The sequence below is a fragment of the Paracoccus contaminans genome, assembly GCF_002105555.1.
Classification (GTDB): domain Bacteria; phylum Pseudomonadota; class Alphaproteobacteria; order Rhodobacterales; family Rhodobacteraceae; genus Paracoccus; species Paracoccus contaminans.
The window spans coordinates 1217154-1242724 of sequence record NZ_CP020612.1; the positions used below are offsets into that span (position 1 = coordinate 1217154).

Here is a 25571-nt window from a genome sequence, read left to right on the forward strand (position 1 = left end):
TTAGCTGCCCCCGCTCAGCATCTGGCACAAACGGTCCAGCTGATCGAGATCGCGGTAGGTGATGGTAAGCCGTCCACCCTCGTTCCCTTGATGATCGATCCTGACGCGCATTCTGAGATGCGCGCTGAGGTCGTTTTCCAATGCGCGCGTATCGGCATCCTTATCGCTGCGCGCGCGTTGAGCGGATGGTTCGGAAGGCTGTGCGGCCTGACGGGCCAATGCCTCGGTTTCGCGGACGGAAAGGCTGCGGTCAATGACGCGGCGGGCGAGGGCGACGGGATCAGGGGTCGTGATCAGGGCGCGGGCATGGCCCGCCGTCAGCTTGCCTTCCTGCACGTAAACCTGAACCTGATCGGGCAGGGTCAGAAGCCGCAGCAGGTTGGAAATATGGCTGCGGCTTTTATCCAGGGCTTCGGCCAGCTTTTCCTGGGTATGCCCGAAACGGTCCATCAGCTGGCGGAAAGAGGCCGCTTCCTCGATGGGGTTGAGATTGGCGCGCTGGATGTTTTCGATCAGCGCGACTTCAAGCACCTCGGTATCGTTGAGGGCACGGATGATGACAGGCAGTTCATGCAGGCGCGCCATCTGCGACGCGCGCCAACGCCTTTCGCCTGCGACGATCTGGTAAAGGCCCGGTTCGGTCGGATGCGGGCGGACGATCAGCGGCTGCAGGACACCGCGATTCTTGATCGATGCAGCAAGTTCCGCCAGTGCTTCGGGGTCGAAGGCACGGCGCGGCTGATCAGGGTTTGGTATGATCTGTTCGACCGGAACCAGCTGAGGCGCGTGGGACAGAGGACCAGGGGCAAGGTCTACTTCAGCCATCAGTGCCGACAGGCCGCGCCCGAGTCCGGCCTTGCGGGTACGGTTTTCAGCCATGCACGAGATCCTTTCTTCGCCGTTCGGCAGACAGGATTTCCTGGGCAAGCGCCCGGTAGGCCGTGCTGCCCTTCGAGGTCGGATCGTAATGGATGACCGGCATGGCGTGCGAGGGGGATTCGGACACCCGGACATTGCGCGGCACGACCGTCTGGAAGACCAGGGGGCCAAGGGTTTTGCGGGCATCCGCCTCGACCTGCAAGGACAGGTTGTTGCGGTTGTCGGACATGGTCAGCAGGACCCCTTCGATCCGCAGGCCGGGATTGGCGCTGGCACGCACCTGCCGAATAGTCAGCATCAGTTGGGACAATCCTTCCAGAGCATAGAACTCTGCCTGAAGGGGAACGATGACACTATCCGACGCAACCATGGCATTCAGCGTCAGCAGGCCAAGCGCGGGCGGGCAATCGATGAGCACCGTTCCTGCCGCATCCGCCAAGGCATCCGAGAGAAGCTGGACCCGGCGCGGGCGCGCGGCAATGTCGATTTCGGCCGAAGCGAGATCGGCCGTTGCCGGAATGACCGAAAGGTTCTGATGGGCCGTCGGCCTTTGCGCCGCACCAAAGGACACATCCCCGGTCAGCAGGTCATAGCTGTTCGGGTTGCGGTCGGCCGCATCGACGCCGACCCCGGTCGAAGCATTTCCTTGGGGATCAAGGTCGATGATCGTCACCGCCTGCCCTTGTTCAGCAAGAGCAGCCCCGAGATTGATGGCCGTCGTTGTCTTGCCGACGCCGCCTTTCTGGTTTGCGATCGCAATGATGTGCCGGTCAGCCAATCGTCTTCCTGTCCAATTGCAATATGGCGGCCTGTGGGTCTGTCCTGCTGGGATGAACAGTCAGCCTGTAGTGATCCAGAGAACCGAGCTGTTCAAACTCGGCCTGCCAGTTGCGCCCTTTCAGCAGCCAGCCGGTTCCACCCTCTGCCAGATGTCGGTCGAGATATGGCACAAGCCGCGGCAGCGGGGCAAGGGCGCGGGCGCTGATATGGCGGACAGAGGCAGGCGGCAGTTCCTCGATTCGGGCCTGGAGAGCCGTGCAGTTGGAAAGCCCAAGCGACTGAATGACGGTTCGCAGGAAAGCGACCTTGCGCCCGTCTGAATCGACAAGCCTTATCGGGCGATCAGGCTGTTCGATAGCGAGGACCAGGCCCGGCAAGCCCCCACCGCTGCCGATATCAAGCCAAGGCTCATCATCATCCGGGGCAAGCTGGGCCAGTTGAGCACTGTCGGCCAAGTGCCGATCTTCCAGTTGAGCAAGAGAGTTCGGCGCGACGAGATTGATGGAAGGGTTCCACTTGCGCAACAGCGCAGCATAGGCGGCAAAGCGCGCTTCACGTGAAGCATTCATGCAGCAGGCCGATTATTTCGAACCGTGGCAAGAAGAAGCGTCAGTGCCGCCGGAGTCATGCCCTCGATGGCTGCCGCGGCAGCAATCGTCGTCGGACGACGCTGTTTCAGCTTGGCCCGCAACTCATGAGAGAGGCCCGGCAATGCACCCAGATCCAAATCGGATGGAATGGCGATGGATTCCTGTCGCTGAAGATCGGCGGCGTCACGCTGCTGGCGTTCGGTGAACTGTGCGTAGAGCGCGTCGTTCCTTACAAGATCAAGGCTTGGCTGATCGGCCCTTGCTTCGGCAGGAAGCAGGGATTCAACGATATCCTCGGACAAACCGCGTTGGCCCAGCAGTTCAAATGCGGTACGGCGCTGGCCATCCTGACGGACACAAAGACCCGCAGCCATCAGTTCGGTAGGGGTGAACTGAGCCTTTTCGGCCAAGGCTCTGACGGCGCCATAACGCCGCATCTTGTCGGCAAATTTTTCAGCCCGCGGCGGCCTCACCAATCCCAAATCGATTCCCAACCCGGTAAGCCGCCGATCAGCATTATCGACACGCAAGGACAGGCGGAACTCGGCCCGTGAGGTGAACATGCGATAGGGCTCCGTCACCCCGCGGGTGACAAGATCATCGATCATCACACCGATATAGCTGGTGGTCCGGCTGAACTGGACTGGTTCCTTACCCAATACCGAACAGGCAGCAGCCACCCCGGCCACAAGGCCTTGCGCAGCCGCCTCTTCGTAGCCAGTCGTGCCGTTGATCTGACCAGCCAGGAAAAGACCCGCGACATCGCGGGTTTCCAGCGACCTGGTCAAAGCCCTGGGGTCGATGTAGTCATATTCTACCGCATAGCCGGGCTGAAGGATTTCCGCTTCTTCCAAGCCGGGGATCGAGCGCACATAGGCAAGCTGCACATCCTCGGGCAGTGAGGTCGAGATGCCGTTCGGATAAACGACATCGCTGTCGAAGCCTTCGGGTTCGAGGAAGATCTGATGGGATTCCTTTTCCGCAAAACGAACGACCTTATCCTCGATCGAAGGGCAGTATCTGGGCCCGACACCATCTATCCGCCCGCCATACATGGCTGACCGGGACAGATTGTCCCGGATGATCTGATGAGTGGCGGCTGTGGTGTGGGTAATGGCGCAGGTCACCTGTGGCGCGATTGGCGCGTCGCTGAGAAAGGACAGCATGGTCGGCTGGTCATCACCCGCCTGCTGATCCAGCGCGATCCAGTTGATCGACGACCTGGACAATCGAGGCGGTGTGCCCGTCTTCAGACGGCCCAGCGGCAGGCCTAATGATAGAAGCGAGCGGGCAAGTCCGCTGGATGATGCGCCGCCCCAGCGGCCTGCCGGGCGCGAAACATCGCCGATATGAATCAGTCCGTTCAGAAAGGTGCCGGCAGTCAGGATGATCCTTTCCGAAAGCAGGCTTTCACCCGTCGACAGGGTGAGCCCACGGATCCGTCCACCTTCGAGCTCCAGGCTGAAAACCTCGCCTAACACCACGGACAGACCGGGGATGCCAGCAAGAGCTTGCCGGGCAGCGGCGCGATAAAGGCGTCGATCAGCCTGCGCCCGCGGACCTTGGACCGCTGGCCCCTTGCGACGGTTCAGCAGGCGAAACTGAATCCCGGCGGCATCCGCAAGACGTCCCATCAATCCATCCAGCGCGTCGACCTCGCGCACGAGATGGCCCTTGCCCAACCCGCCGATGGCCGGATTGCACGACATCGTGCCTGCATCCTCCTGGGTCAATGTGACCAAGGCGACGGACACGCCCATCCGTGCTGCGGCCGCTGCAGCCTCGACGCCTGCATGACCAGCGCCAACCACGATCACATCATATTGCTTCACGTGAAGCCTCACTTTCCGATGCAGAAAGAGGAAAAGACCTGATCCAGATAATCATCCGGTGCCACACGGCCAATCAATTCCGAAAGACGCTGGCTGGCCAGCCTCACCGTCTCGGCCAGCAACTCGGGTTCGGCCGGTCCGCACCAAAGGGCCAATGCCTCGCCAGCATCCTGCATTGCCTGACAGTGACGCTCACGCGAGAGCAAACCAGCCCCAGCCACCCTAGCCGAAAAATTCGACCGGATCTGATCAAGGAGCGTATCAATGCCTGCCCCGGTCAGCGCAGACAGATCACCCATTCCCAGATCAGCCTTGGACCTTACCAAGATGTCGCCGTCCTGCCACAAGGCAACCTGCGCAGATCCATCTTCCGACAAATGCACACGCAGATCGGCCTGGTTCGCGCGATCACGTGCTCTCGCAACCCCAAGCTGCTCAACCCTGTCCTGCGCCTCGCGCAGCCCGGCCGTGTCAAGGAAAGTGACCGCCAGACCTCCAAGATCAGTGCGCAACTCCAGAACGTCACGGGTCGTTCCAGCCTGGTCACTGACCAAAGCCACCTCGCGGCCGGCAATCCGGTTCAGCAGCGATGATTTGCCCGCATTGGGCGGCCCCACGATGGCAACTTCAAACCCCGCGCGCAGACGCTCGGCCGCAGGGAAAGCGGCAATTTGCGCCGCGATCTCGTCCCGCACGACCCGAACCAGGTCATAGGCTTCCTGGGGCACCGCATCCGGCACATCCTCATCCGCGAAATCCAGGGATGCAGCAACCAGCGCCCCGGCCCGCACCAGCTTCTCGCGCAGGTTCAGGCTCCATTGCGACAGATCGCCTGCCACGACCCGCATCGCCTGCTTGCGCTGCCCTTCGGTTTCCGCAACCAACAGATCGGAAAGAGCCTCGGCCGCGCTCAGGGAAATGGCACCGTTCAGAAACCCGCGGCGCGTGAACTCGCCTGCTTCGGCAAGACGCGCGCCGCGATCGCGCAGCGCCCGTTCCAGTCGGCGCACGACAACGGGCGCGCCATGCAGGTGATATTCCACGACGTCTTCGCCCGTGAAACTCGCCCCCGCATCAAACCGCATCACCAAGGCGGTATCGATCAGTTCGCCATCCCGCACAGGCCGTAAATAGGCATGGCGTGCCTGTTCCAGCGGCCCGGCAAGATCCTCGCCGATCCGCCGCGCATCCGGCCCGCTCAGGCGGACAATCGAAACCCCGCCCCGGCCGGGGGGGTGGCTTCGGCATAGATCGTATCCATGCCATCCTCAGGCGTTCATGGACTCGAAGAAATCGGCGTTGGTCTTGGTCTGCTTCAGCTTGGAAATCAGGAACTCGATGGCATCCGTCGTTCCCATCGGGTTGAGAATACGCCGCAGCAGATAGGTCTTCTGCAGATCCTTGGAATCAACCAGCAGCTCCTCCTTGCGGGTGCCGGATTTGAGGATGTCCATGGCCGGAAAGACGCGCTTGTCCGCCACCTTGCGGTCCAGCACGATCTCGCTGTTGCCGGTGCCCTTGAACTCTTCAAAGATCACCTCGTCCATGCGGCTTCCCGTGTCGATCAGCGCAGTCGCGATGATGGTCAGGCTGCCACCTTCCTCGATATTCCGGGCCGCACCAAAGAAGCGCTTCGGCCGTTGCAGGGCGTTCGCATCCACACCCCCGGTCAACACCTTGCCGGAGGAGGGGACGACCGTGTTGAACGCCCGGCCCAATCGGGTGATCGAATCCAGCAGGATCACCACATCCCGCTTGTGCTCCACAAGCCGCTTGGCCTTTTCAATCACCATCTCGCTGACAGCAACATGCCGCGTGGCCGGTTCGTCAAAGGTCGATGAGATCACCTCACCCTTGACGGAACGCTGCATGTCGGTCACCTCCTCGGGGCGCTCGTCGATCAGCAGCACGATCAGATAGCATTCCGGGTGGTTCTTCTCGATTGAACTGGCAATGTTCTGGAGCAGAACCGTCTTGCCGGTCCGAGGAGGCGCCACGATCAGGCTGCGCTGGCCCTTGCCGATGGGTGACACCAGGTCGATGATCCGGGCCGAACGGTCCTTGGTCGTGGGATCATCCAGCTCCAGCCTGAGCCGTTCATTGGGATAAAGCGGCGTCAGGTTGTCAAAGGCAACCTTGTGGCGCGCCTTCTCGGGGCTTTCGAAGTTGATCTTTTCGACTTTCGTCAGGGCGAAATAGCGTTCATTCTCGCCGGGCGCGCGGATCACACCCTCGACCGTGTCCCCGGTGCGCAGGCTGTGCTGGCGGATCATGTCGGGGCTGACATAGATATCATCGGGTCCAGGCAGATAATTCGCCTCGGGCGAGCGCAGGAAGCCGAAACCGTCCTGCACGACCTCCAGAACCCCGTCTCCGCCGATCTCGAAGCCTTCCTCGGCATGTTCCTTCAGCAGCGAGAACATCATCTCGCCCTTGCGCATGGTCGAGGCATTCTCGATTTCCCATTCTTCGGCAATCGCCAGAAGATCGGCAGGGCTCTTGGCCTTGAGGTCGGCCAGGTTGAGACGTTCGTCGCTCATGATGCTACCATGCGCGGACTGCATCCTGTCAGGACGGCAGCCGGCGGATTTTCTGATGTGGAAGGTCACGCGCCGGACGGCCCGCGACGGGGCGTATAGGCGGCAACGATCACAGAGTCAAACGTCAGAACTTGACGATCACGGACAGGACGATGACCACCATCAACAAGGTGGGCACTTCGTTCATCATCCTGTAATGCCGCCCGCTCAACCCCTTGCCGCTTGCAATCCTGCGCCGCTGGATCATCAGCCAGTGATGGAACAGCGTCATCGCGATGACCCCGGCGGCCTTGGTCCATGGCCAGATCATCGACCAGTCGACGATGCCCGGCGTCATGACAAGGATCAGCCCTGCCACCCAGGTCGCGACGGATGCCGGACCCATGATCAAGTGCAACAGCTTGGCTTCCATCACGGCAAGGCTCTCGCCCGGCTCGCCCGGTCCCGATCCCCGTTCCGCATGATAGACATATAGCCGCGGCAGATAGAACAACCCCGCCATCCACGACATCACCGCCATGACGTGAAACGCCTTCATCCACGGATAAAGGGTGCTCAGCAGGTCTGAAATCATCTCATGCTCCGTCACAGCCTTCTCTCTAACATGGATAAGAGAGAAAGGGATGATGTGGTTGTAGGGGGGTGGAACATGGGAATAACAGCGCCTCGCCAGATTCCATCAACAATCCCAAGCCTGTGGATGAATCTGTGATCATTCTGCGCAGCATCCCGGAAAATCATTTTTTTTCATATATTTATTCAAGATCACCGGCTGTGCATGAACAGGCTGTCCCCAGCCTGTGAACGGCTTGTGGAAAATTATGCGCCTGTGGATCGCCGCCCGGCCAAGCCGGGCCGGACTGGCCGGTTTCCCGCCTTTCCGGTGCCGCCGGCTTGTTTCGGGCTTTTCATGCGTGCCTTGCCCCGCGCTTGTCCCTTGATCTGTCCACAGTTGCTTTTCTATGCGCGGCAGGGCGGCTAGACAGGAATGACAGGCAACCGAGGACATCATGACCGACGAGCCGCATTTCACCGGCATCCCGGCGCAGCCGCCCCTGCCCGCCGGGTCGTCAGCCGTCCCGTTGGCCGGGGTGATCGGCTGGCCGATCGGGCATTCCCGCTCGCCCCGGCTGCATGGGCACTGGCTGAAGCGATATGGCCTGCGCGGGCATTACGTGCCCTTGGCGGTGGCGCCGGAACATCTGGGGCAGGTGCTGCACAGCCTGCCGCGGGCAGGTTTTGTCGGGGTCAATGTCACCATCCCGCATAAAGAGGCGGCGCTGGCCCTTGCCGATGTCGTGACCGATCGGGCGGCGCTGATCGGGGCGGCCAATACGCTGATCTTCCGGCCCGACGGGCGAATTCATGCCGACAATACCGACGGCTACGGCTTCATTGCCAATGTGCAGCAGCATGCCCCCGAATGGCAGGCCGCCGCAGGACCGGCCGCCGTGATCGGGGCGGGGGGTGCAGCGCGCGCCGTGGTCGCGGCGCTGCTTGAACACGGCGTGCCCGAGTTGCGCATCGCCAACCGCACGCGCATCCGCGCCGACCAGATCCGGGCCGAGTTCGGCGCCCGCGTCGTCGTCTATGACTGGGCGCAGATCGGCAACATGCTCGAAGGCGCGGCGACGGTGGTCAATTCCACCTCAATGGGAATGGAGGGCATGCAGCCCCTGCGCATGCCGCTGGACGCGCTGCGCCCCGATGCGCTGGTGACGGATCTCGTCTATACCCCCCTCGACACCCTGTTCCTTGCCGAGGCGCGCGCTCGCGGCTGCCGGACAGTGGATGGTCTGGGGATGCTGCTTCACCAGGCGGCGCCGGGATTTGAACGCTGGTTCGGCGTCAAACCCGAGGTTGACGCGGCCTTGCGCATGGCCGTCCTTGAATGAGCTATCTTCTTGGACTGACAGGCGGGATCGGGATGGGCAAGACGACCACCGCCGCCCTGTTCGCCGCGCGGGGCGTACCGGTCTGGGATGCGGATGCCGCCGTTCACCGGCTTTATGCTCCCGGTGGGGACGCGGTCGCGCCGGTCGGCCGGCTTTTCCCGGCGGCGATTGGCACGCAGGGTATCGACCGAGGCATCCTGCGCAGGCTGCTTGCCGACGCCCCTGACCGCCTTCCCGAGCTTGAGGCGGCCGTCCATCCGCTCGTCGCGGCCGACCGCGCAGCCTTCATCGACGCCCATGCCGATGCGTCCGTGATCCTGCTGGACATCCCTTTGCTTTTTGAAACAGGCGCGGATCGGCAGATGCACGGCGTTGCGGTCGTATCGGCCCCGGCGGCGGTGCAAAGGGCGCGGGTGCTGTCGCGGCCGGGGATGACCGCCGAAACACTGGAGCTGATCCTGGCCCGGCAGATGAGCGATAGCGACAGGCGCGCCCGTGCCGACTGGATCATTCCCACCGAATCGCCGGCCGAGGCCGAAGCGGCGGTTGACGCCATCCTTCATGATGTCGCACAGGTTGGGCCTGATGCGTGAAATCGTCCTAGATACTGAAACCACCGGGTTTGATCCCGAAACCGGCGACCGCCTGGTCGAGATCGGCGCAATCGAGCTGATGAACTATCTGCCCACGGGGCGGCATTTTCACGTCTATATCAACCCCGAACGCGACATGCCGGCCGAGGCGCTGGCCGTCCACGGGCTGACCACGGAATTTCTGGCCGACAAGCCGCGCTTTGCCGACATCTGCAACGACTTTACCGCCTTTATCGGCGATTCCCGGCTCGTGATACACAATGCGGCCTTCGACATGAAGTTCATCAACTGGGAACTTCGCCGGGCCGGCCTTGCCCCGATCCCTATGACGCGGGCGCTCGACACGGTTGCCATGGCCCGGGAAAAGTTTCCCGGCGCCCCCGTTTCGCTGGACGCGCTGTGCCGGCGCTGGGGCATCGACAACTCGGGCAGGACGCTGCACGGGGCCCTGCTGGACAGCGAGCTTCTTGCCGAGGTCTATCTGGAACTGATCGGCGGCCGCCAACCCGACCTTGTCCTCGTCAGCACGCCCGCGGCCGGTCCCAGCGCCGCCCCGGGCCGCGGCATCACCCGCCGCCTTCCCCGGCCCGTCCCGCTGCCCGCCCGGATCACGCCGGCCGAGACGGAGGCCCATGCCGCCTTTGTGGCGCGGCTGGGGCAGAATGCGGTCTGGTTGCGGTATGGGGATGATGGCGGTTCTTGAATGGCTGCGCCGCCAGATCGGTGCGGTTGTCAGCTATCTGCGGGAATCCTTCAAGTTCATCCTTTCGCTGGCCGAACGGATGGACAAGATCCACATGAGCCTGATCGCCGCCGGCGTGGCCTTTTACGCCATGTTCGCGGTCTTTCCCGGTCTGGCCGCCCTGATCACGCTCTGGGGGCTGTGGTTCGACCCGGCGATCATCCAGCAATATGACCGCTATGTTGACGATTTTCTTCCCGAAGGCGCCGCCCAGATCCTGCATTCGCAGATCGATGCGCTGACCGCCGGCGGGCGCACCCAGCTTGGCTGGGCATCGGGGATATCCTTCGTCGTTGCCACCATCGCCGCGCGAGCGGGCGTCGATGCCCTGGTGCGGGGGCTGAACGCCGCCTATGGGGTGCGCTCGCATTCGACCATCTTTGGCTGGGTTCTGGCCTATGTGCTGACGCTGGTGATCGTGGGCGTGGTGCTGATGGGGCTGGCCATGATCCTGATCGTGCCGCTCGCCTTCAACTTTCTGGAGGTCGGCCCGCTGCGCAGCTGGCTGATCGGCGCGATCCCGTGGCTGGCGATGTTCGTCATCGTGATCTTCGGAATCGGCATTCTTTACCGCTATGGTCCCAACGTAAAGACGCCGCGCACCCCGATCTTCACCTGGGGCGCGTTGTTCGCCGCCATGGCCTGGGGCGCGGCTTCGGTGGGATTTTCGACTTATCTGTCCAGCTTCAACAGCTATAACCGGATCTATGGCTCGATCGGGGCGGTGGTCGCGCTGCTGATGTGGTTCTATCTTGCCGGGTTCTCGGTGATGCTGGGCGCGCTCATCAACGTGGAACTGGACCGCAATCGCCGCCTTGCCGCCGCCCGAAAGGCGCGCAGCCTTGCCGCCCGAATGGCACGCGAACAGGCGGCCAAGGCCGCCTTGGCCGATACGGGCAGCCTGGATCAGTGACGCGCCCCGGCCCGCGCGGCCGAGGTCAGAACCACGCTGCGCTGGGGTTCTTCATGGGTCCGGTCCGCGCCCTGCGGCATGAAGCGGACCTCCAGCCGATAGACGCTGTCGGTCGTCTCGACATGCGCCTCGGTATCGAGCTGCATGGCGAAAGCCTCGATCAGCTGGCTGCCAAGGCCGGTCCCCTCGACATGGGACAGCGGCTGGCCCAGCGAATTCTCGATCGTCAGCACGGCCGCCCCGTCCGGCTCGCGCCGCAGCATGACCTTGACCCAGGCCCGCCCCCCGTTCGCTGTCCCGGTATATTTCAGCGCGTTGGTGAACGCCTCGGTTGTCAGCAGCGTCAGCGGCACCGCCTGATCCGGCAGGAGGGTCAGCGGTTCCAGATCGGTGGTCATCTCGACCGACATGTCGTTCAGCAGCGAGGCGGTGGACATCTGCCCGATGATGTCGCGGATCAGCCTGTCCGCCTCGACCGAATCCAGATGCTCGGCCTGGTAGAGGTTCTTGTAGATCGTGGCCAGCGAGGCGACCCGGTCCTGGACCGACCGCAGCACCCGCTTGGCGTCGGTGTCGTCGATCACCCGGCTCTGCATGTTGATGATGGAGGCGATCAGCTGAAGGTTGTTCTTGACCCGGTGGTGAACCTCTTTCAACAACACGGTCTTTTCCGACACCGCCTCCTCCATCGCGGCTTCCTCGCGGATCAGGATGCGGGCCATGTTGTGGAACGTCTCGCTCACGTCGCGGATCTCGCCGGGCGCCGCGGTCAGCACCGGCGGGGCCACGCTGCGATCCCCCAGCGCAAAGCGGCGCATCTGGCCGCGCAGTTCGCGCACATGGCGCAGCACCAGCCGATAGACCGCGAAATAGGCAACCGCCAGCGACACCGCCCACAGCGCCAGTGGAAACAGGATCGCGGCAAAGCGCGATATGCTCAGCCCCACGATGCCCGTGACCTGCGGGCTCCAGCTTCCCAGCGCGAAGACGAGATTGGGCACCACCGGCACCACCGAGAACACCCGATTCTCGCCCGAGTTCGAACGGCCGCTGAACGAGCTGTTCTCGCGCCCCACCAGCGAGGCGAGCGTCTGCCCCTCGGGCAGGATCGCCGCGGGATCGTCCTGCGGCCCCAGATCTCCCGAAAGCGCCTGTCCTTGCGCGTTGAACATCAGGATATGGGCGCTTTTGGCCCAGTAGGTCATGGCGTGGGTGGATCGCAGCAGATCCTGCGACAGCGACAGCGCGACATAGCCCAGAAGCGTGCCGTTCTGATAAAGCGGCTGCGAGACGATCACCACACGCTCGCCTGTCGCCATGCCGCGTTCGGTCGCGGTGATCAGCGTGCCGGGATCCCGCATGAAGGCCTGGTAATGGGGCGATGTCCGCACGTCGATCGCATGGCCGGTCGAGGAACAGACATTCATGCCCTCGACGCTGGTGAAGCCGGCGTAAAGATAGATCGCGCTGCGCTGGACATACTGGCGCATCGCCTCGGAACACTGGGCCGGATCCTTGATCAGCGTCAGGATCGAGGCGCCAAGCGCATCGGCGGTGCCGATGGCGCTCTGCAGCAATGCCCGTTCGCCCGCCGCGGCCTCGGCCGTGCGGCCCTGAAGGGCGATCTGGGTCGATCGCTCGGCCTCTCGCGACAGGTGCAGTGTCTGGATGATCGAGATCATCCCGATCGGCAGGATCGCGATCGACAGCAGCGCCCCCAGGCGGAAACCAAGTCTGCCGGTTATCCCCGATAAGCGCATTTAGCGTGAAACCGGGTGGTTGACCCCCATGACCGCCAGGGTCGATGCATCAGTCATGTCGAGTTCCTCGCCCTCGGCCATGTGCATCAGCTCGGCCAGTTTGCGCCGGCCGCGGTTGGCGCGCGACTTGACGGTGCCGACCGCCACCCCGGTCATCGCGGCGGCTTCCTCATAGGAAAACCCCGACCCGCCCACCAGGATCAGGGCCTCGCGCTGTTCGTCGGGCAATTGCCGGAAAGCCGCCTTGAAATCGTTCATCGCCAGTCGCCCGTCATGTTCGGGGCGGGTGGCCTGACGCGCGGCATGGATGCCATCGCTGTCGCTGACTTCGCGCCGGGTCTTGCGGCGCGCGGAATAGAAGGTGTTGCGCAGGATCGTGAACAGCCAGGCGCGAAGATTGGTCCCGGGCTGGAACTTGTCCATGTTGGTCCAGGCCTTGACGATCGTGTCCTGCACCAGATCATCCGCAGAGGCGCTGTCGCGGGTCAGCGAGAGGGCAAAGGCCCTGAGAGCGGGAAGATGATCGACCAGCTCGTCGCGCGGGTCGGAACCGGACAGGCCTTTGGCGGCAAGGTGAACTGTCATCCGCTCAGTCCTGCTCGCGCAGGCGCTCGAGAAGCGTCAGGAAACGGTCGGGAACCTGTTCCGAGGTGTCCTGTTCATAGACGCGCCGCAGATTTTCGTCGATCTGCTTTTCAAGGGCGGCGCGCTTTCTGTCTTCCCGCCTCGTGTTCATTGATTTGTTTATCCCGGAAATCTTGTGTGCACGTGGCATAACGGCTACAGCACCATAAGGTTCCCGCACAGGGATGAAGTTGAGGAAAGCCAATGTCCGCTGCTGATCTTGCCCAATCCATCGGCCGCGAGCTGCCCTATCTGCGCCGTTATGCACGCGCCCTGACCGGCAGCCAGACCGCGGGGGACAACTATGCCGCGGCCACGCTCGAGGCGATTCTGAGCGATCGCAGCATGATGAACGGGGATGACACGCGCATCGGCCTGTTCCGCACCTTCCATGCCATCTGGCAAAGTTCGGGCCAGCCCATCGCCGGCGAGGACCAGAGCTCGCGCGAGGCGGCGGCCCAGTCGCATCTGCGCGGCCTGACGGCCAATTCGCGCGAGGCGCTGTTGCTGCGCACGATCGAGGAACTGCGCTATGACCAGATCGCCCGCGTCATGCAGGTGGATCAGGACGAGGCCGAGGAACTGGTCCAGATCGCGCTGAATGAAATGGGCCGGTCGATCCGCGGCCGCGTGATGATCATCGAGGACGAGACGATCATCGCCATGGACCTCAAGGGGATCGTGCAGGCCATGGGCCATGAGGTGACGGGCATCGCCCGCACCCACACCGCCGCGATCGAACTGGCCGGCGAGCGCCGTCCTGACCTGATCCTGGCCGATATCCAGCTGGCCGACGGATCGTCCGGGATCGACGCCGTGAACGAGCTGCTGGGCAGCATGGGCGATCTGCCGGTGATCTTCATCACCGCCTTCCCCGAACGCCTGCTGACGGGCGACCGGCCCGAGCCGGCCTTCCTCATCTCCAAGCCCTATTCCGAGGAACAGGTCCGCTCGGCGGTGTCGCAGGCGATGTTCTTTGCCTCGACGGACGGCCTGGGCGTCGCCTGATCCTGGCGCGCAGGCGCCGGCATCCCGACAGATCAAGCACAGGCACGGGCGCCCCGCCCGTGCCTGTTTCGTTCAGACGGGGACGAAACGTCCGCCGTCCAGCATGGTCAGCTGTCCGTCGCCGATGTCGTGCAGCAGCCCGTGCAACGTCAGCGTGCCCGCCTCGACCGCCTCGGCCACGAAGGGAAATCCCATCAGGTTCTGCAGCGAGATCTGCACCGCCACCCGTTCCAGCGCCGGCACCTGTTCGGATTCGGGCAGATCCTTGATCTGTTCATAGCCGGGGCGCAGGATGTCCATCCAGCGACCGACGAAGCTGGTCGCTTCCTCCAGCTCGGGCGCGTGCCCCGAACACATGGCATGGCATCCCGCCACGCCGCCGCACTGGCTGTGCCCCATCACCAGCAGATGGGCCACGCGCAATTCCTTGACGGCGTATTCAACCGCCGCCGAGGTGCCGTGCTGCTGCCCGTCGGGTGCATAGGGCGGCACCAGATTGGCGATGTTGCGGTGGATGAAGAACTCTCCGGTGTCGGCGCCGAAGATCGACGACACATGCACCCGCGAATCGCAGCACGAGATCACCATCGCGCGCGGCCGCTGGCCTTCGTCCGCAAGGCGGCGATACCAGGCGCGGTTTTCGGTAAAGGCGGTTGCGTGCCAGCCGTGATACCGCTGGACCAGATAATGCGGCAGCGGTCGGACTGCATTGCCAAGGCTTGTCATGGCGGCTCCGTGCGGTTTCCCGCCTTGGGGTTAGCGGGGCAAAGCTTAAAGTTCGAGAGGTTTCTTCGCTTTGCCTACAAGGATTTCTTAGCGGCTTGCCGCCATGGTGCCCGGACGCGTGGGGACGCGGGTGAAAGGGGTATGACATGGGAAACCTGACGGTGCTGGGCGTGCACGAAGCGGTGCGCGTGGATGCGCGGCGGCTTGGCGAGATCGTCGGCGAACTGGGCGAAAGCGCCGCACAGACAATCATCTGCGCGGCATTGGAACAGCTTGCCGCAGGGCTGGCAGCGGCGCGGCGGGCCGCGCTTGCAGGGGATATGGCGGAACTGTCCGAACAGGCCGAACGGCTGTCGCGCCTTGCCTGGCAGGTCGGCCTGCCGGCAATGGCGGGGGTCGCGATCGACGTGGTCGCCTGTGCGGAACGCCGCGACAGCATTGCGCTTGCCGCAACGCTGGCGCGGCTGATGCGGATCGGCAATCGCTCGCTGGCGGAAATCCGGATCGGGGCCGGCCCCTCGTTCAGCTGACCGACAGGCGCGGGTCCGTGCTTGCGCGGGCGGCGATCCAGGCCGCCTCGGCGGCAAAGTCATGGGGCACCTGCGCGATGCTGCGCGAGCCCGAGAGCGACTGCGAGGCGAAGAAGTCAAAGCCATAGAGCGTCAGCGCCGCGCAGGGCGCGCGCAGGATCAGCTCTGCCGCCATGATCCCGGTCGAGGGGGGGGCGCCCAGCCGGTCCATCAAGGCGCGATAGCTTTCAAGCGGGTGCAGATAAAAGCCCGGCGAATGGGCGCTGCGCCAGTCCAGCCGCTTGCGCTTGGGCGACATCCACAGGATGCGTTGCGGGTGCAGCCGCAGCCGGTCGGCCTCGGGCAGACGCACGGCCAGCGCCAGCCAGTCGGTGCGGGTGCCATGGCTGGCGGCGGCCGGCATCGGGGCACGGTTGATCCGCACCACCAGATCGGCGCCGTCGATCGCCGTTCCATGGCGCTGACGGGCAAGGGACCGGGCATTTCCGACCAGGGCGACGCGCCTGCCGGCCAGGGCGCTGTCCAGTTCGGCGGCCGGCACCGAGAGGCTGCGCAGCATCGGTTCGGATCGCAGGGCGCGCGCTGCGTAAAAGCGCAAGTGGGTCATGGCTGTCGCCCCAGCAGGCGGCGATAGACCGAGACGATCGCCCGCGCCTCGGCCTCGATGGCGTGGTCGGCCTCGACATGGGCGCGCGCGGCGCGGCCTGCGGCGGCGCGGCCCGCCCCATCGGCCAGCCAGCGATCAAGGGCTCCGGCCAGCGCGCCCGCATCGCCCGGCGGGATCAGCGTCCCCGTCAGCCCGTCCTGGATCAGCATCTCATAGGCGCCCACGCGGGCCGCGATCACGGGCACCCCGCAGGCCATTGCCTCGAGCGGGGTCAGGCCGAACCCTTCCCACCGGGCAGGGGCGGCGAACAGGTCAAGCGCCTGGTAATGGCGAACGACATCCTCCCACGGGATCTCGCCCAGAAAGCGGATCCGGTCGCCCAGGCCAGCGGCGCGCGCGCGCGCGATCAGCGCGTCGGCAAAGGCGCGGTTGTCGGGGGTGATGCGCCCAGTCAGGATCAGCTGCGCGCGCGGATGACGCGGGAAAACCTGCAACGCCGCCTCGACCAGAAGATCGACGCCCTTCTGCGCCCGCACTCGGCCGAAGCAGCCGATCAGGATCGCCTCCGGGTCCAGCCCCAGTGCGGACCGCAGGGCCGTGCGGTCGGGCGCGGGGTGGAACACCTGCGTGTCCACGCCGTGCAGGATCACCGTCGCGGGCCGCTCCAGGTAACCTGCGGCCTGCGGCGATGTGGCTATCACGGCATCCTGGCGCCGGATCAGCCAGCGGGTCAATCCGGTATGGGCGCGTTGCGCCGCGCTGGTGAACAACAGCCGATAACGCCGCCCCAGCACATGGCGCAGGATCAGGCCCAGCACCATCTCGGTATTGCGGCGCGCATGCCACACGCGCCAGCGATCGCGCGGCAGGCGCGCGGCGCGCGCCAGGGTGATGTGGGGCAGCGCCGGGGGCAGGCCCGGTCCCGCGGCGACGATGCCGATCATGCGCGCCTGCACCGGGATCAGCCGCACCACCGTGGCGGTCACGCCAGACAGGCGGCGCTTGAGATTAGGGGCGATCACCTCGATCCGGGTATCGGGAATGGTCGGCACGGGTCACATCCTTCCGAGCGCGGCGGCAAGCCACAGCGCCGCCTGCGAAACGGCGCCCTGCCGCCGGAACCGGCCGCGGCGCATCGCGCCCAGCCGCGCAGGCAGCGCCCCGCCATGCAGGGCGGCGAACAGATCCAGCGTGGCGCGGCTGTCCTCGGTCAGAAGATGACGCACTGGGCTCAGCGCGGCAAGCGTCTGCGCGTTCCAGGCCCGGTGCCCCCCACCCAACATCCGGCCAAAGCTGCCCAGCCGGGCGCGGAGGCTGTCATTCGCGCCGACGACATTGCCATGATGCTGGCGGTAGAGCACCGTGGGCGTGCTGTCCTGGATCACCCGGCCCCCGGCGCCGGTGATCAACTGATACAGCCACCAGTCATGCATGACCACGGGCGGGGTCAGCGGATCGGCCGCCCGCACCAGCGCCAGCGCGGCCGGGTTCAGCATTACCGTATTTCCCTGAACCGCGTTCTGCACCAGAGCATGCGGAAATGACGGCGGATGCAGCGGGCGTGACCTGCCAAGCGGGCGCATGGCTGCGTCGCAGATCGCCACGCGGCTGCAATACAGCGCGGGCTGCCCCGCTGGGGCCTGTTGCAACCCGGCAAAGGCCCGCTCCAGCTTGCCGGGAAGCCAGACATCATCCTGATCGGCCAGGGCGACCGGCCCGCATGCGGGTTCAAGGCCGCGCAGCAGGGCGCGGAAATTTTCCGCCGCCCCCTGGCCCGGCCCGCGCACCAGCCGCACCCTGCCGGGATGGCGCGCGGCAAAGCGCGCCACGATGGCCGGGCCTGCATCGGTCGATCCGTCATCCGAAACGACCAGCCGCCAGGCACCGCCTTGCGCCGCGATGCTGTCCAGTTGCGCCTCGACGAATGGCGCTCCCTGATAAAGCGCCATCAGGATGGTGACGGGTTCTGCCCCAAGGCTCGGCGCGCGATCGCTCATGACGGCTGCTGCTGTCGCATGGGCGGGGCGCAGCGTCCAGCCTGTCCGCTTGCACAAAGGGGCGCGTGTGATCCCTGCCGGGCGGCGCGGCGCCCTGTCACCCGCGCCCGGCGCTCAGCCCGCCAGGGTGACGGCCCGCGGGGCTGCTGCCTCGCGCACGGGCAGGTGGATCAGCGCCGAAAAGGCCCCCACCCCCACGCCAACCCACCACACGATGGTATAGCTGCCGTAAAGATCATAAAGCCTGCCCCCCAGCCATACCCCCAGGAACGAGCCGATCTGGTGGGACAGGAAGACAAACCCGTAAAGCGTGCCCATGTAGCGCAGCCCATAGATATGGGCGACCAGCCCCGAGGTCAGCGGCACGGTGGCCAGCCACAGCGCGCCCATGATCCCCGAAAAGACCAGCACCGTGACCGGGGTGATCGGCGTCAGGATGAACCAGGCCGATACGACCGTGCGCAGCGTGTATATGCCTGCCAGCAGGTATTTGCGCGTAAAGCGCATCCCCAGCCACCCCGCCATGATCGAGCCGCAGATATTGGCCAGCCCGATGATCGAGATCGCCGCCGCACCCAGCGCCGATGTCGAGGTGATCCCCAATGCCGCCAGCGCGCCATCGGGCGCGATGGGGCCGCACATTTCAGTCACCATCGCGGGGAAATGCGCGGTGATGAAGCCCAGCTGGTAGCCGCAGGAAAAGAATCCGGCAAAGATCATCAGGTAGCTGGGATCGCCAAAGGCGCGCCGCAGGACGCCGCCCATGCTTTCATGCAGCTCGGCCCGGCTGACGGGGCGGGTGCTGCCCAGCAGCGGCAGGAACAGCAGGACCGCCAGAACCAGGGCGGCAAAGACCATGAAGACCTGCGGCCAGGCCATGGCCGACAGCAGCCCCTGCGCCAGCGGCGCGCCGATCACCTGCCCGGCCGATCCCGCGGCCGTTGCGATGCCCAGGGCAAGGCTGCGGTTCCTGTCGCTCGCCGCGCGGCCGATGACGGCCAGGATGACGCCAAAGCCCGTTCCGGCGATGCCAAAGCCGATGGCGATTTCCCAAAGCTGCATCCCAGCGGGCGTTGTGACCAGCGCGGTCATGACCAGCCCCAGCGAATAGAGCAGCGCCCCCAGGATGATCGCCGGCCGGTCGCCCCATCGTTCCGCCAGCGCCCCGAACAGCGGCTGCCCGATGCCCCAGGCAAGGTTCTGGATCGCGATCGCCAGGGAAAAGGTGCTGCGCGGCCAGTCGAAGGTTTCCGCGACCGGGATCTGAAAGACACCGAAGCTTGCCCGCAGGGCAAAGTTGATCATCAGGATGATCGAGCCGCCGATCAGCACCGGGGTGAACAGGCGCGCATTGCTTTGGGGAAAGGACATGGCGGCTCCTGCTGATGAAATCTCATCTGACAAGCTGCCGCAGGCTGCGTCAATGCCCCAGCCGGTTGTTAACCGGCGCTAAGCTCTTTTGCCTATGGTCGGCGCGCTGAAGGCAAGGGGCATCATGTACAGGGTGATCGGATACGGCGGTACGCGGGCCTTCCGGGTGCTGTGGATGCTCGAGGAACTGGGCCTGCCGTATGAACATTAACGGCTGATGCCGTTCACGGGCGGCCGGCGCGCGCAGGCCGGGGGGAGGGCTGCCCGCGCTGGCGATGGCGGACGGAGGAATGCTGATCGATTCGACGGCGATCCTGACCTTTCTGGCCGACCGTCACAATGCGCTGACCTTTCCGCCCGGCAGCGTCGAACACGCGCGCCAGAATGCCGTGACCTTCCGGGTTATGGTATGTCTGGACGAGCCGCTGATGCTCTGGACGCTGATGCGACATGGCCATGGCGATCTGGCCTGCGACAATGGCCGGGACTGGCTGCACCGGCGCATCATCGCGGGGATGGCCTGCCTAGGCGACATGCTGGGCAAGGGGCCATGGATCATGGGCGATGTCTTCACCATCGCCGACATCGTGCTGGGCATTGCCTGCACTGGGCAGAGCGTTATGAACAGCCGGTGCGGCACCCGCGGCTGCGCGTTTATCTGGACCGGGTAGAGAACCGCGTGGCCTATCGCACCGCCGCTGCCGCCTGACCCAACTGCCTTGCCGCCGCCAGCCCCGCATGACGGCCTGTAGCGAGGCAGGCGGTCAGCAGATAGCCCCCCGTCGGCGCTTCCCAGTCCAGCATCTCGCCCGCGGCATGGAGTGAGGGCAATGCCCACAAGGCCAGATCCGGGGTCAGTGAATCAAGCCTGATGCCGCCCGCCGACGAGATCGCCCGGTCCAGCCCGGCAACGGCCTCATGGCGCAGCGGCAGACCCTTGATCCGGGCGGCAAGCGCCGCCGGCCCCGCCGGCAGCGGCTGGCCCCATTCCAGCAGCAGCGCGACCTTGACCGGATCGCCCAGCACCCGCCGCAGCCAGTTGCCCAGCGACAGCCGGCCCCGCGGCCTGGCCAGCCGGGCGGCCAGCGCGGCGCTGTCCAGATTGGGCAGCAGGTCGATCGTGGCGCCTGCCCCGTCGCGCAGCGCCGCGGCGATTTCATAGATGCCGCCGCCCTCGGCGCCCTGCGCGGTGATGACCCATTCGCCCCGGCTCTCCAGCGGGCCGGCCCTCAACCGCGTGCCCTTGACGGCCGCCCCGAACTGCCGGGCCATCAGGGGCGACCAGTTCACCAGCAGGCCCATATTCGCCGGCCGGAACGGCGCGATGCCGACCCCTGCATCAGCCAGCAGCGGCACCCAGGCCGCGTCCGAACCCAGACGAGGCCAGCTGGCCCCGCCCAGGGCCAGCACCGTAGCGGCTGCGCTGATCCGGCGGCTCCCTTCCGATGTCGAAAAGACCATGGCCGCCCCGTCGATCCCCGTCCAGCGCCAGCGTGTCCTCAGCTCGACCCCCTGCGCCGATAGCCTCCGCAACCAGGCCCGCAGCAGCGGCGATGCCTTCATGCCCACCGGAAACACCCGGCCGGTGGAGCCTGTGAACAGCGCAATGCCAAGGCCCTCGGCCCAGCTGCGCATCGCGGCCGGGCCAAAGCCCTCGACAATGGCGCGCAGATCTTCGGTCCGCAAATATCCCGGGGGACGGCCCGGAACGGGCCGGGGGGCAGCGCCCCCGGCAATGCGCGCCGCAAAGGCCGGCGCGGGTTCCTCCCGCGTCAGGTTCAGCCCGGATTTGCCCGCCATCAGGAACTTGCGGGCCGGCGTCGGCATGGCCTCGGCCACGATCACCGCGTGCCCGGCTGCCGAAAGGGCCTCGGCGGCCATCAGCCCTGCCGGTCCTGCGCCGATGACCAGCGCCGGCGCCCGCTCGCTCATCGCCGGCCCCGCGGCATCATCGCCAGCCGGATCAAGGCCCGTTCGACCACCGCCATCGCCGGCGCGCGAGAGGAGGAGCGCAGCGTGAGATCCGTTTCGATCAGCTGGTGGACGGCCTCTTCAAGCGCGCGCATCCCCCAATGCTGGGCCTGCCGCGCCATCCGGTCGCGGCGCGGCCCGAAAACCGGCGGCCGTACCCGGCCCAGCCCCGCCTGCGCCCCCCCCGGGTCCGAGGCGGCAAGGTGAAGCGCCCGGAAATGCCGCATCGCCGCAATGCAGATCGTCACCGGCGTAATGCCCTGCGTCTCGATCCGCCGCATCAGCGGACCAAGGGCCGCCGCCTCTCCGTCCGCGGCGGCGGCGACCAGCTGTTCGACATCCGCCTCGACGCTGGCCGGTGCCAGCGCGGCGATTTCATCGGGGGTCAGCGGCGTGTCGTCGCCATGCTTGTAAAGGCCGATCTTTTCCACAAGCTGGCGGAAATCGCCGGGATCGAGCGCGCGGGCCAGCGCCGACAGATCGCGCATCGCGGCCGGGGGCACGGCGCGCAGACCGGCATCGGACAGCCAGCGGGCGATTTCTTCCTCGGCGGGCGGGTCGTCATAGACGGGCGCACAGACCGCCGCCGGATGCGGCTCGAACAGCTTGCGCAGCGCGGACGAGCGGGCCAGCGCGCCGGCCGTGACCACGATCACCGCATCGCCATGCGCCCATGCCCCGATCGCCGCGGCTATGGCCGGCGCCGCCGCGTCGGCGGCATCCTCGACCAGCACGACACGCTGGCCCGGAAAGAACCCGATCGCCTTGATCTCGTCCAGCAGCGCCGCGCCATCCTTGCGCAGATCGGCACCGTCGAGGCGCACAAGGCGCATGTCGGCCTGGGCGTCTGGCCCGGCCAGGGCAGCAACCGCCTCGGCGCGCTTGAGCGCGACACGCATCGCATCCTGCCCGTAAATCAGCAGCGCCGGCCGGGTAGGGTCGGGGCGGGCCAGATAGCGCGCGATCTCGGCGCCCTTGAGCAGCACCTCAGGGCACCTGCGCCAGCAGCCGTGTCACCACCTGGTCGGCCAGCATGACCGCCAGCCGGTCCCGCGCGTCCTGTTCGGCCGCATTCGTCGCAATCACCGTCCCGACCGTGGAATGGCTGGTGAAGTTGGACACCTCGCCTTGGGCCAGCGTGGCGCCGCTTGCGCTGTCGGTCAGCCGATAAGCGGCGGTGCCGTTCAGCGAAAAGCGCGTCGTCACCTCGTCCGGGGTGATCGCCTGCGGCAGCACCGCGATCCGCAGCGAATAGGTCAGGTCATAGCGCCCGCTTTCCGCCGGGCCGAGCCGTTCGGTCATGCGCCGCAGAAAGGTATAATCATCGGCACTGACGGGGTCCGCCACATGGACCTGCCCCTGAAGGCGCGTGCCCGCGCCGCCCGGCCCATAGACCGGGGAAAAGCCGCAGCCCGCCACCGCCAGCGCGGCCATGACCAGCGCCCTACGCGACCACATTGACGATCCGCCCCGGCACCACGATCAGCTTCCTGGGGGCCTTGCCGTCCAGGAACCGCTGCACGGTTTCGTCGGCCATCACCAGCGCCTCGATCGCGGGCCCGTCCATATCCGCGGGGACGGTGATCTCGCCCCGCCGCTTGCCGTTGATCTGGATGGGCAGGGTCACGCTGTCGCTGACCAGCATCGCGGGATCGGCCTTGGGCCAGTGGGCATCGACCAGCAGGCCGTCGCCGCCGGCCAGCGCCCAGACATCCTCGGCAAGGTGCGGCACCATCGGCCCGGCCAGCTGCGCCAGGATGCGCAGCACCGCGCGGCGCGGCGCCCCGGCGGCGGGCGACTTGCCGATCGCGTTCGCCAGTTCATAAAGCTTGGCCACGGCCTTGTTGAAGGCAAAGCCCTCGATGGCGCGCGTCACCTCGTCGATGGCGCGGTGGGCGGCGCGCATCAGGCCGGCATCCTCTCGGTCCTCGCCCCCTGCATCCTCGGCCAGGCGGTGCAGGCGGGCCAGGAACTTGGCCGCAGCCTCGGCGCCCGAGGCGGTCCATTCCACGTCGCGTTCGGGGGGGCTGTCGGACAGCATGAACCAGCGGGCCGTGTCGGCGCCAAAGCTGCTGACGATGTTCACCGGGTCCACGACGTTCTTCTTGGACTTGGACATCTTGGCCGAGGGGATGATCTCGACTGCCGTGCCGTCGGCCAGCCGCCCGCCCTGCACGTCTTCGGGCAGGTGATAGACCGGGCGGCCCCGATCGTCGCGGGTCAGATAGATCTCGTGCGTGACCATGCCTTGCGTGAACAGCGCGTCGAAGGGCTCCTTCGCCGTTGCGGGCAGGTGGCCGGTCTTGACCATCGCGCGCGCGAAAAAGCGCGAATAGAGCAGGTGCAGGATCGCATGCTCGATGCCGCCGATATACTGATCGACGTTCATCCAGTAATCCGCCTCGGCCGGGTCGGTCGGCGTTGGCGCGTGCGGCGCAGTGAAGCGCGCATAGTACCAGGACGAATCGACGAAGGTATCCATCGTGTCCGTCTCGCGCCGTGCAGGGCCGCCGCATCTGGGGCAGCGCGCCTGCCGCCAGGTCGGGTGACGGTCCAGCGGGTTGCCCGGCACGTCGAAGGTGACATCGCGCGGCAGCAGGACGGGCAGGTTCGCCTTGGCTTCGGGCATGGTGCCGCAGGCATCGCAATGGACAACCGGGATCGGGCAGCCCCAATAGCGCTGGCGCGAGATGCCCCAGTCGCGCAGGCGGAACTTGGTCACGCCCTCGCCATAGCCCGCCGCCTCGGCATGGGCGATGGCGGCGTCCACCGCGGCCTCGCCGGTCTGATCGGCCGCGCCGGCAAAGCCGCGGACATAGCTCACGCGCTCGGATTTCAGCGGGACGAAGGGCGCAGCCTGCACCAGCGCGTCCGCCTCGGCCTCGGTCATGCCGGGCTGGCCGAAGGTCGCGCGGATCGGCAGTCCGTATTTGCGGGCAAAGTCATGGTCGCGCTGGTCATGGGCGGGCGAGCCGAAGATGGCGCCCGTGCCGTAGTCCATCAGGACAAAGTTCGCGATCCAGACCGGCAGCTCCCATGCCGGGTCCAGCGGATGGCGCACGCGGATGCCGGTTTCCAGCCCCGTTTTCTCGGCCGTCTCGATCGCCTCCTCGGTGGTGCCGCCCTTGCGGCACTCCTCGGCGAAGGCGGCGACACGCGGATCGGCCGCGGCCAGCGATTTCGCCAGCGGATGATCGGGGCTGATGGCGACGAAGCTGGCGCCCATCAGCGTGTCGGGGCGGGTCGTGTAGACCTCGATCTGCGGATGCTCCTCGGCGTTCACGGTCTCGAACCGGAACTGCAGCCCGCGCGAGCGGCCGATCCAGTTGGCCTGCATCAGCCGCACCTTTTCCGGCCAGCCGGTCAGCCCGTCCAGCGCCGAAAGCAGCTCATCGGCATAATCCGAGATGCGGAAGAACCACTGCGTCAGCTCGCGCCGCTCCACCGGCGCGCCCGAGCGCCAGCCCTTGCCGTCGATGACCTGCTCGTTGGCCAGCACGGTCATGTCCACCGGGTCCCAGTTCACCACCGCGGCCTTGCGATAGATCAGCCCGGCCTCCAGCATGTCGAGGAACATCGCCTGCTGCTGGGCGACATAGGCATCGTCGCAGGTGGCGAATTCGCGGCTCCAGTCGATGGACAGGCCCAGCGGCTTGAGCTGCTCGCGCATGGTGGCGATGTTCTGATAGGTCCAGTCGCGCGGATGGCCGCCGTTTTCCATCGCCGCATTTTCGGCGGGCATGCCGAAAGCGTCCCAGCCCATCGGGTGCAGCACGCTGAACCCCTGTGCGCGCTTGTAGCGGGCCACCACGTCGCCCATCGTGTAGTTGCGCACATGCCCCATATGGATGCGCCCGGACGGATAGGGGAACATCTCGAGGACATAGTATTTCGGCCGTTCGTCGCGGACGGCGCGAAAGCTGCCGGCGCGATCCCAGGCCTGTTGCCAGCGCGGCTCGCTGTTGGCGGGATCATAGGGCATGGGGCGGCTCCGGGCTGAATTGCCGTGCGGGTTTAGCCCCCCGGCCCGGTCAGGTCCAGCGGCCCGATTGCCGCCGCCCCGCAAAGGGGGCCTGCCGCGCCCCCGGGCGGATGGGGGATGGCGCGGCGATGGCAGGCTGCCGCCGTTCTCCGCCGATCATCCCCGAAAGGCCCGCCGGGCCACAAGGGCGCCGTCGGCTGGCGCGCCGTCACGTTCGATGCGAACGGGGGG

Annotated in this window: 26 protein-coding genes; 7 read left to right on the forward strand and 19 right to left on the reverse strand. The window is 66.0% G+C overall.

The features are described 5' to 3' along the window. The 7 genes from B0A89_RS05715 to B0A89_RS05745 all read right to left on the reverse strand — a co-directional run bounded on the left by B0A89_RS05715 (window position 1) and on the right by B0A89_RS05745 (window position 7192). Window positions 1–879 carry a ParB/RepB/Spo0J family partition protein gene (locus B0A89_RS05715; protein ID WP_085377308.1) on the reverse strand — a complete coding sequence of 293 codons (879 nt, stop codon included), beginning with the start codon at window positions 877–879 and terminating at the stop codon, window positions 1–3. After that, on the reverse strand, window positions 872–1657 hold the full coding sequence (locus B0A89_RS05720) for a ParA family protein (protein WP_085377309.1): 786 nt from the start codon (window positions 1655–1657) through the stop codon (window positions 872–874). Before B0A89_RS05720 ends, B0A89_RS05715 begins: the two co-directional genes overlap by 8 nt. Then, complete coding sequence (rsmG, locus tag B0A89_RS05725) at window positions 1650–2228, reverse strand: 16S rRNA (guanine(527)-N(7))-methyltransferase RsmG (protein WP_085377310.1); 579 nt, start codon at window positions 2226–2228, stop codon at window positions 1650–1652. The genes B0A89_RS05720 and rsmG overlap by 8 nt, the downstream gene beginning before the upstream one ends. After that, window positions 2225–4081 (reverse strand): tRNA uridine-5-carboxymethylaminomethyl(34) synthesis enzyme MnmG, encoded by a 1857-nt coding sequence (gene mnmG / locus B0A89_RS05730; RefSeq protein ID WP_085377311.1) that lies wholly within the window; start codon window positions 4079–4081, stop codon window positions 2225–2227. Before mnmG ends, rsmG begins: the two co-directional genes overlap by 4 nt. A gap of 8 nt (window positions 4082–4089) precedes the next feature. Further along, the gene (gene mnmE, locus B0A89_RS05735) at window positions 4090–5292 is read right to left on the reverse strand and encodes a tRNA uridine-5-carboxymethylaminomethyl(34) synthesis GTPase MnmE (protein ID WP_085377312.1); all 1203 of its coding nucleotides are present in this window, start codon (window positions 5290–5292) and stop codon (window positions 4090–4092) included. A 57-nt stretch (window positions 5293–5349) separates the two neighbouring features. Continuing rightward, window positions 5350–6621: a transcription termination factor Rho gene (rho, locus tag B0A89_RS05740; RefSeq protein WP_085377313.1), complete on the reverse strand. Its 1272-nt coding sequence runs from the start codon at window positions 6619–6621 to the stop codon at window positions 5350–5352. Between the two features lie 124 nt (window positions 6622–6745). Beyond that, entirely contained in the window at window positions 6746–7192 is a 447-nt protein-coding gene (locus B0A89_RS05745) for a CopD family protein (protein WP_085378773.1), read from the reverse strand. A 439-nt stretch (window positions 7193–7631) separates the two neighbouring features. Here B0A89_RS05745 and B0A89_RS05750 point away from each other — a divergent pair, with 439 nt between their 5' ends. From B0A89_RS05750 to B0A89_RS05765, 4 genes are read left to right on the forward strand one after another with little or no spacing between them, the layout of a single operon-like run. Further along, complete coding sequence (locus B0A89_RS05750) at window positions 7632–8516, forward strand: shikimate dehydrogenase (protein WP_085377314.1); 885 nt, start codon at window positions 7632–7634, stop codon at window positions 8514–8516. Further along, a complete protein-coding gene (gene coaE / locus B0A89_RS05755; protein ID WP_085377315.1) occupies window positions 8513–9109 on the forward strand; it encodes a dephospho-CoA kinase in 597 nt (198 codons plus the stop codon). The genes B0A89_RS05750 and coaE overlap by 4 nt, the downstream gene beginning before the upstream one ends. Next, the gene (gene dnaQ, locus B0A89_RS05760; RefSeq protein WP_085378774.1) at window positions 9102–9812 is read left to right on the forward strand and encodes a DNA polymerase III subunit epsilon; all 711 of its coding nucleotides are present in this window, start codon (window positions 9102–9104) and stop codon (window positions 9810–9812) included. The genes coaE and dnaQ overlap by 8 nt, the downstream gene beginning before the upstream one ends. After that, window positions 9796–10764 carry a YihY/virulence factor BrkB family protein gene (locus B0A89_RS05765; protein WP_240558658.1) on the forward strand — a complete coding sequence of 323 codons (969 nt, stop codon included), beginning with the start codon at window positions 9796–9798 and terminating at the stop codon, window positions 10762–10764. Before dnaQ ends, B0A89_RS05765 begins: the two co-directional genes overlap by 17 nt. Here B0A89_RS05765 and B0A89_RS05770 read toward each other — a convergent pair. From B0A89_RS05770 to B0A89_RS05780, 3 genes are read right to left on the reverse strand one after another with little or no spacing between them, the layout of a single operon-like run. Continuing rightward, entirely contained in the window at window positions 10758–12524 is a 1767-nt protein-coding gene (locus B0A89_RS05770; protein WP_085377317.1) for a histidine kinase dimerization/phosphoacceptor domain -containing protein, read from the reverse strand. The genes B0A89_RS05765 and B0A89_RS05770 overlap by 7 nt on opposite strands. Beyond that, window positions 12525–13109 (reverse strand): RNA polymerase sigma factor, encoded by a 585-nt coding sequence (locus tag B0A89_RS05775; protein WP_085377318.1) that lies wholly within the window; start codon window positions 13107–13109, stop codon window positions 12525–12527. Window positions 13110–13113: 4 nt separating this feature from the next. Continuing rightward, complete coding sequence (locus tag B0A89_RS05780; RefSeq protein ID WP_085377319.1) at window positions 13114–13260, reverse strand: NepR family anti-sigma factor; 147 nt, start codon at window positions 13258–13260, stop codon at window positions 13114–13116. Window positions 13261–13352: 92 nt separating this feature from the next. Between B0A89_RS05780 and B0A89_RS05785 the strand changes: the two genes are divergently transcribed. Continuing rightward, window positions 13353–14156: a response regulator gene (locus B0A89_RS05785; protein WP_085377320.1), complete on the forward strand. Its 804-nt coding sequence runs from the start codon at window positions 13353–13355 to the stop codon at window positions 14154–14156. Between the two features lie 72 nt (window positions 14157–14228). Here B0A89_RS05785 and B0A89_RS05790 read toward each other — a convergent pair whose 3' ends face one another. After that, entirely contained in the window at window positions 14229–14882 is a 654-nt protein-coding gene (locus tag B0A89_RS05790; RefSeq protein ID WP_085377321.1) for a carbonic anhydrase, read from the reverse strand. Window positions 14883–15028: 146 nt separating this feature from the next. Here B0A89_RS05790 and B0A89_RS05795 point away from each other — a divergent pair, with 146 nt between their 5' ends. Continuing rightward, window positions 15029–15412, forward strand: a complete 384-nt coding sequence (locus B0A89_RS05795) for a hypothetical protein (protein WP_085377322.1) — start codon at window positions 15029–15031, stop codon at window positions 15410–15412. On the opposite strand, the gene B0A89_RS05800 is transcribed toward B0A89_RS05795, so the two are convergent. From B0A89_RS05800 to B0A89_RS05815, 4 genes are all read right to left on the reverse strand, one after another. Further along, entirely contained in the window at window positions 15405–16019 is a 615-nt protein-coding gene (locus B0A89_RS05800) for a glycosyltransferase family 29 protein (protein ID WP_085377323.1), read from the reverse strand. The genes B0A89_RS05795 and B0A89_RS05800 overlap by 8 nt on opposite strands. Next, window positions 16016–17071, reverse strand: coding sequence for a glycosyltransferase family 4 protein (locus tag B0A89_RS05805; RefSeq protein WP_085377324.1), 1056 nt, complete (start codon window positions 17069–17071; stop codon window positions 16016–16018). The genes B0A89_RS05800 and B0A89_RS05805 overlap by 4 nt, the downstream gene beginning before the upstream one ends. A gap of 3 nt (window positions 17072–17074) precedes the next feature. Beyond that, entirely contained in the window at window positions 17075–18016 is a 942-nt protein-coding gene (locus B0A89_RS05810; protein ID WP_085377325.1) for a glycosyltransferase family 2 protein, read from the reverse strand. Between the two features lie 114 nt (window positions 18017–18130). Further along, entirely contained in the window at window positions 18131–19387 is a 1257-nt protein-coding gene (locus B0A89_RS05815) for an MFS transporter (protein ID WP_085377326.1), read from the reverse strand. Window positions 19388–19677: 290 nt separating this feature from the next. Here B0A89_RS05815 and B0A89_RS05820 point away from each other — a divergent pair, with 290 nt between their 5' ends. Next, the gene (locus B0A89_RS05820) at window positions 19678–20058 is read left to right on the forward strand and encodes a glutathione S-transferase family protein (protein WP_085377327.1); all 381 of its coding nucleotides are present in this window, start codon (window positions 19678–19680) and stop codon (window positions 20056–20058) included. A gap of 13 nt (window positions 20059–20071) precedes the next feature. Here the strand turns inward: B0A89_RS05820 and B0A89_RS05825 are convergent, their stop codons facing one another. From B0A89_RS05825 to leuS, 4 genes are read right to left on the reverse strand one after another with little or no spacing between them, the layout of a single operon-like run. Then, window positions 20072–21319, reverse strand: coding sequence for a BaiN/RdsA family NAD(P)/FAD-dependent oxidoreductase (locus B0A89_RS05825; protein ID WP_085377328.1), 1248 nt, complete (start codon window positions 21317–21319; stop codon window positions 20072–20074). Beyond that, the gene (gene holA, locus B0A89_RS05830; RefSeq protein WP_085377329.1) at window positions 21316–22344 is read right to left on the reverse strand and encodes a DNA polymerase III subunit delta; all 1029 of its coding nucleotides are present in this window, start codon (window positions 22342–22344) and stop codon (window positions 21316–21318) included. The genes B0A89_RS05825 and holA overlap by 4 nt, the downstream gene beginning before the upstream one ends. A 1-nt stretch (window position 22345) precedes the next feature. Then, window positions 22346–22816: an LPS assembly lipoprotein LptE gene (gene lptE / locus B0A89_RS05835; RefSeq protein WP_085377330.1), complete on the reverse strand. Its 471-nt coding sequence runs from the start codon at window positions 22814–22816 to the stop codon at window positions 22346–22348. Then, complete coding sequence (leuS, locus tag B0A89_RS05840) at window positions 22803–25340, reverse strand: leucine--tRNA ligase (protein WP_085377331.1); 2538 nt, start codon at window positions 25338–25340, stop codon at window positions 22803–22805. Before leuS ends, lptE begins: the two co-directional genes overlap by 14 nt. Window positions 25341–25571: the final 231 nt, after the last annotated feature.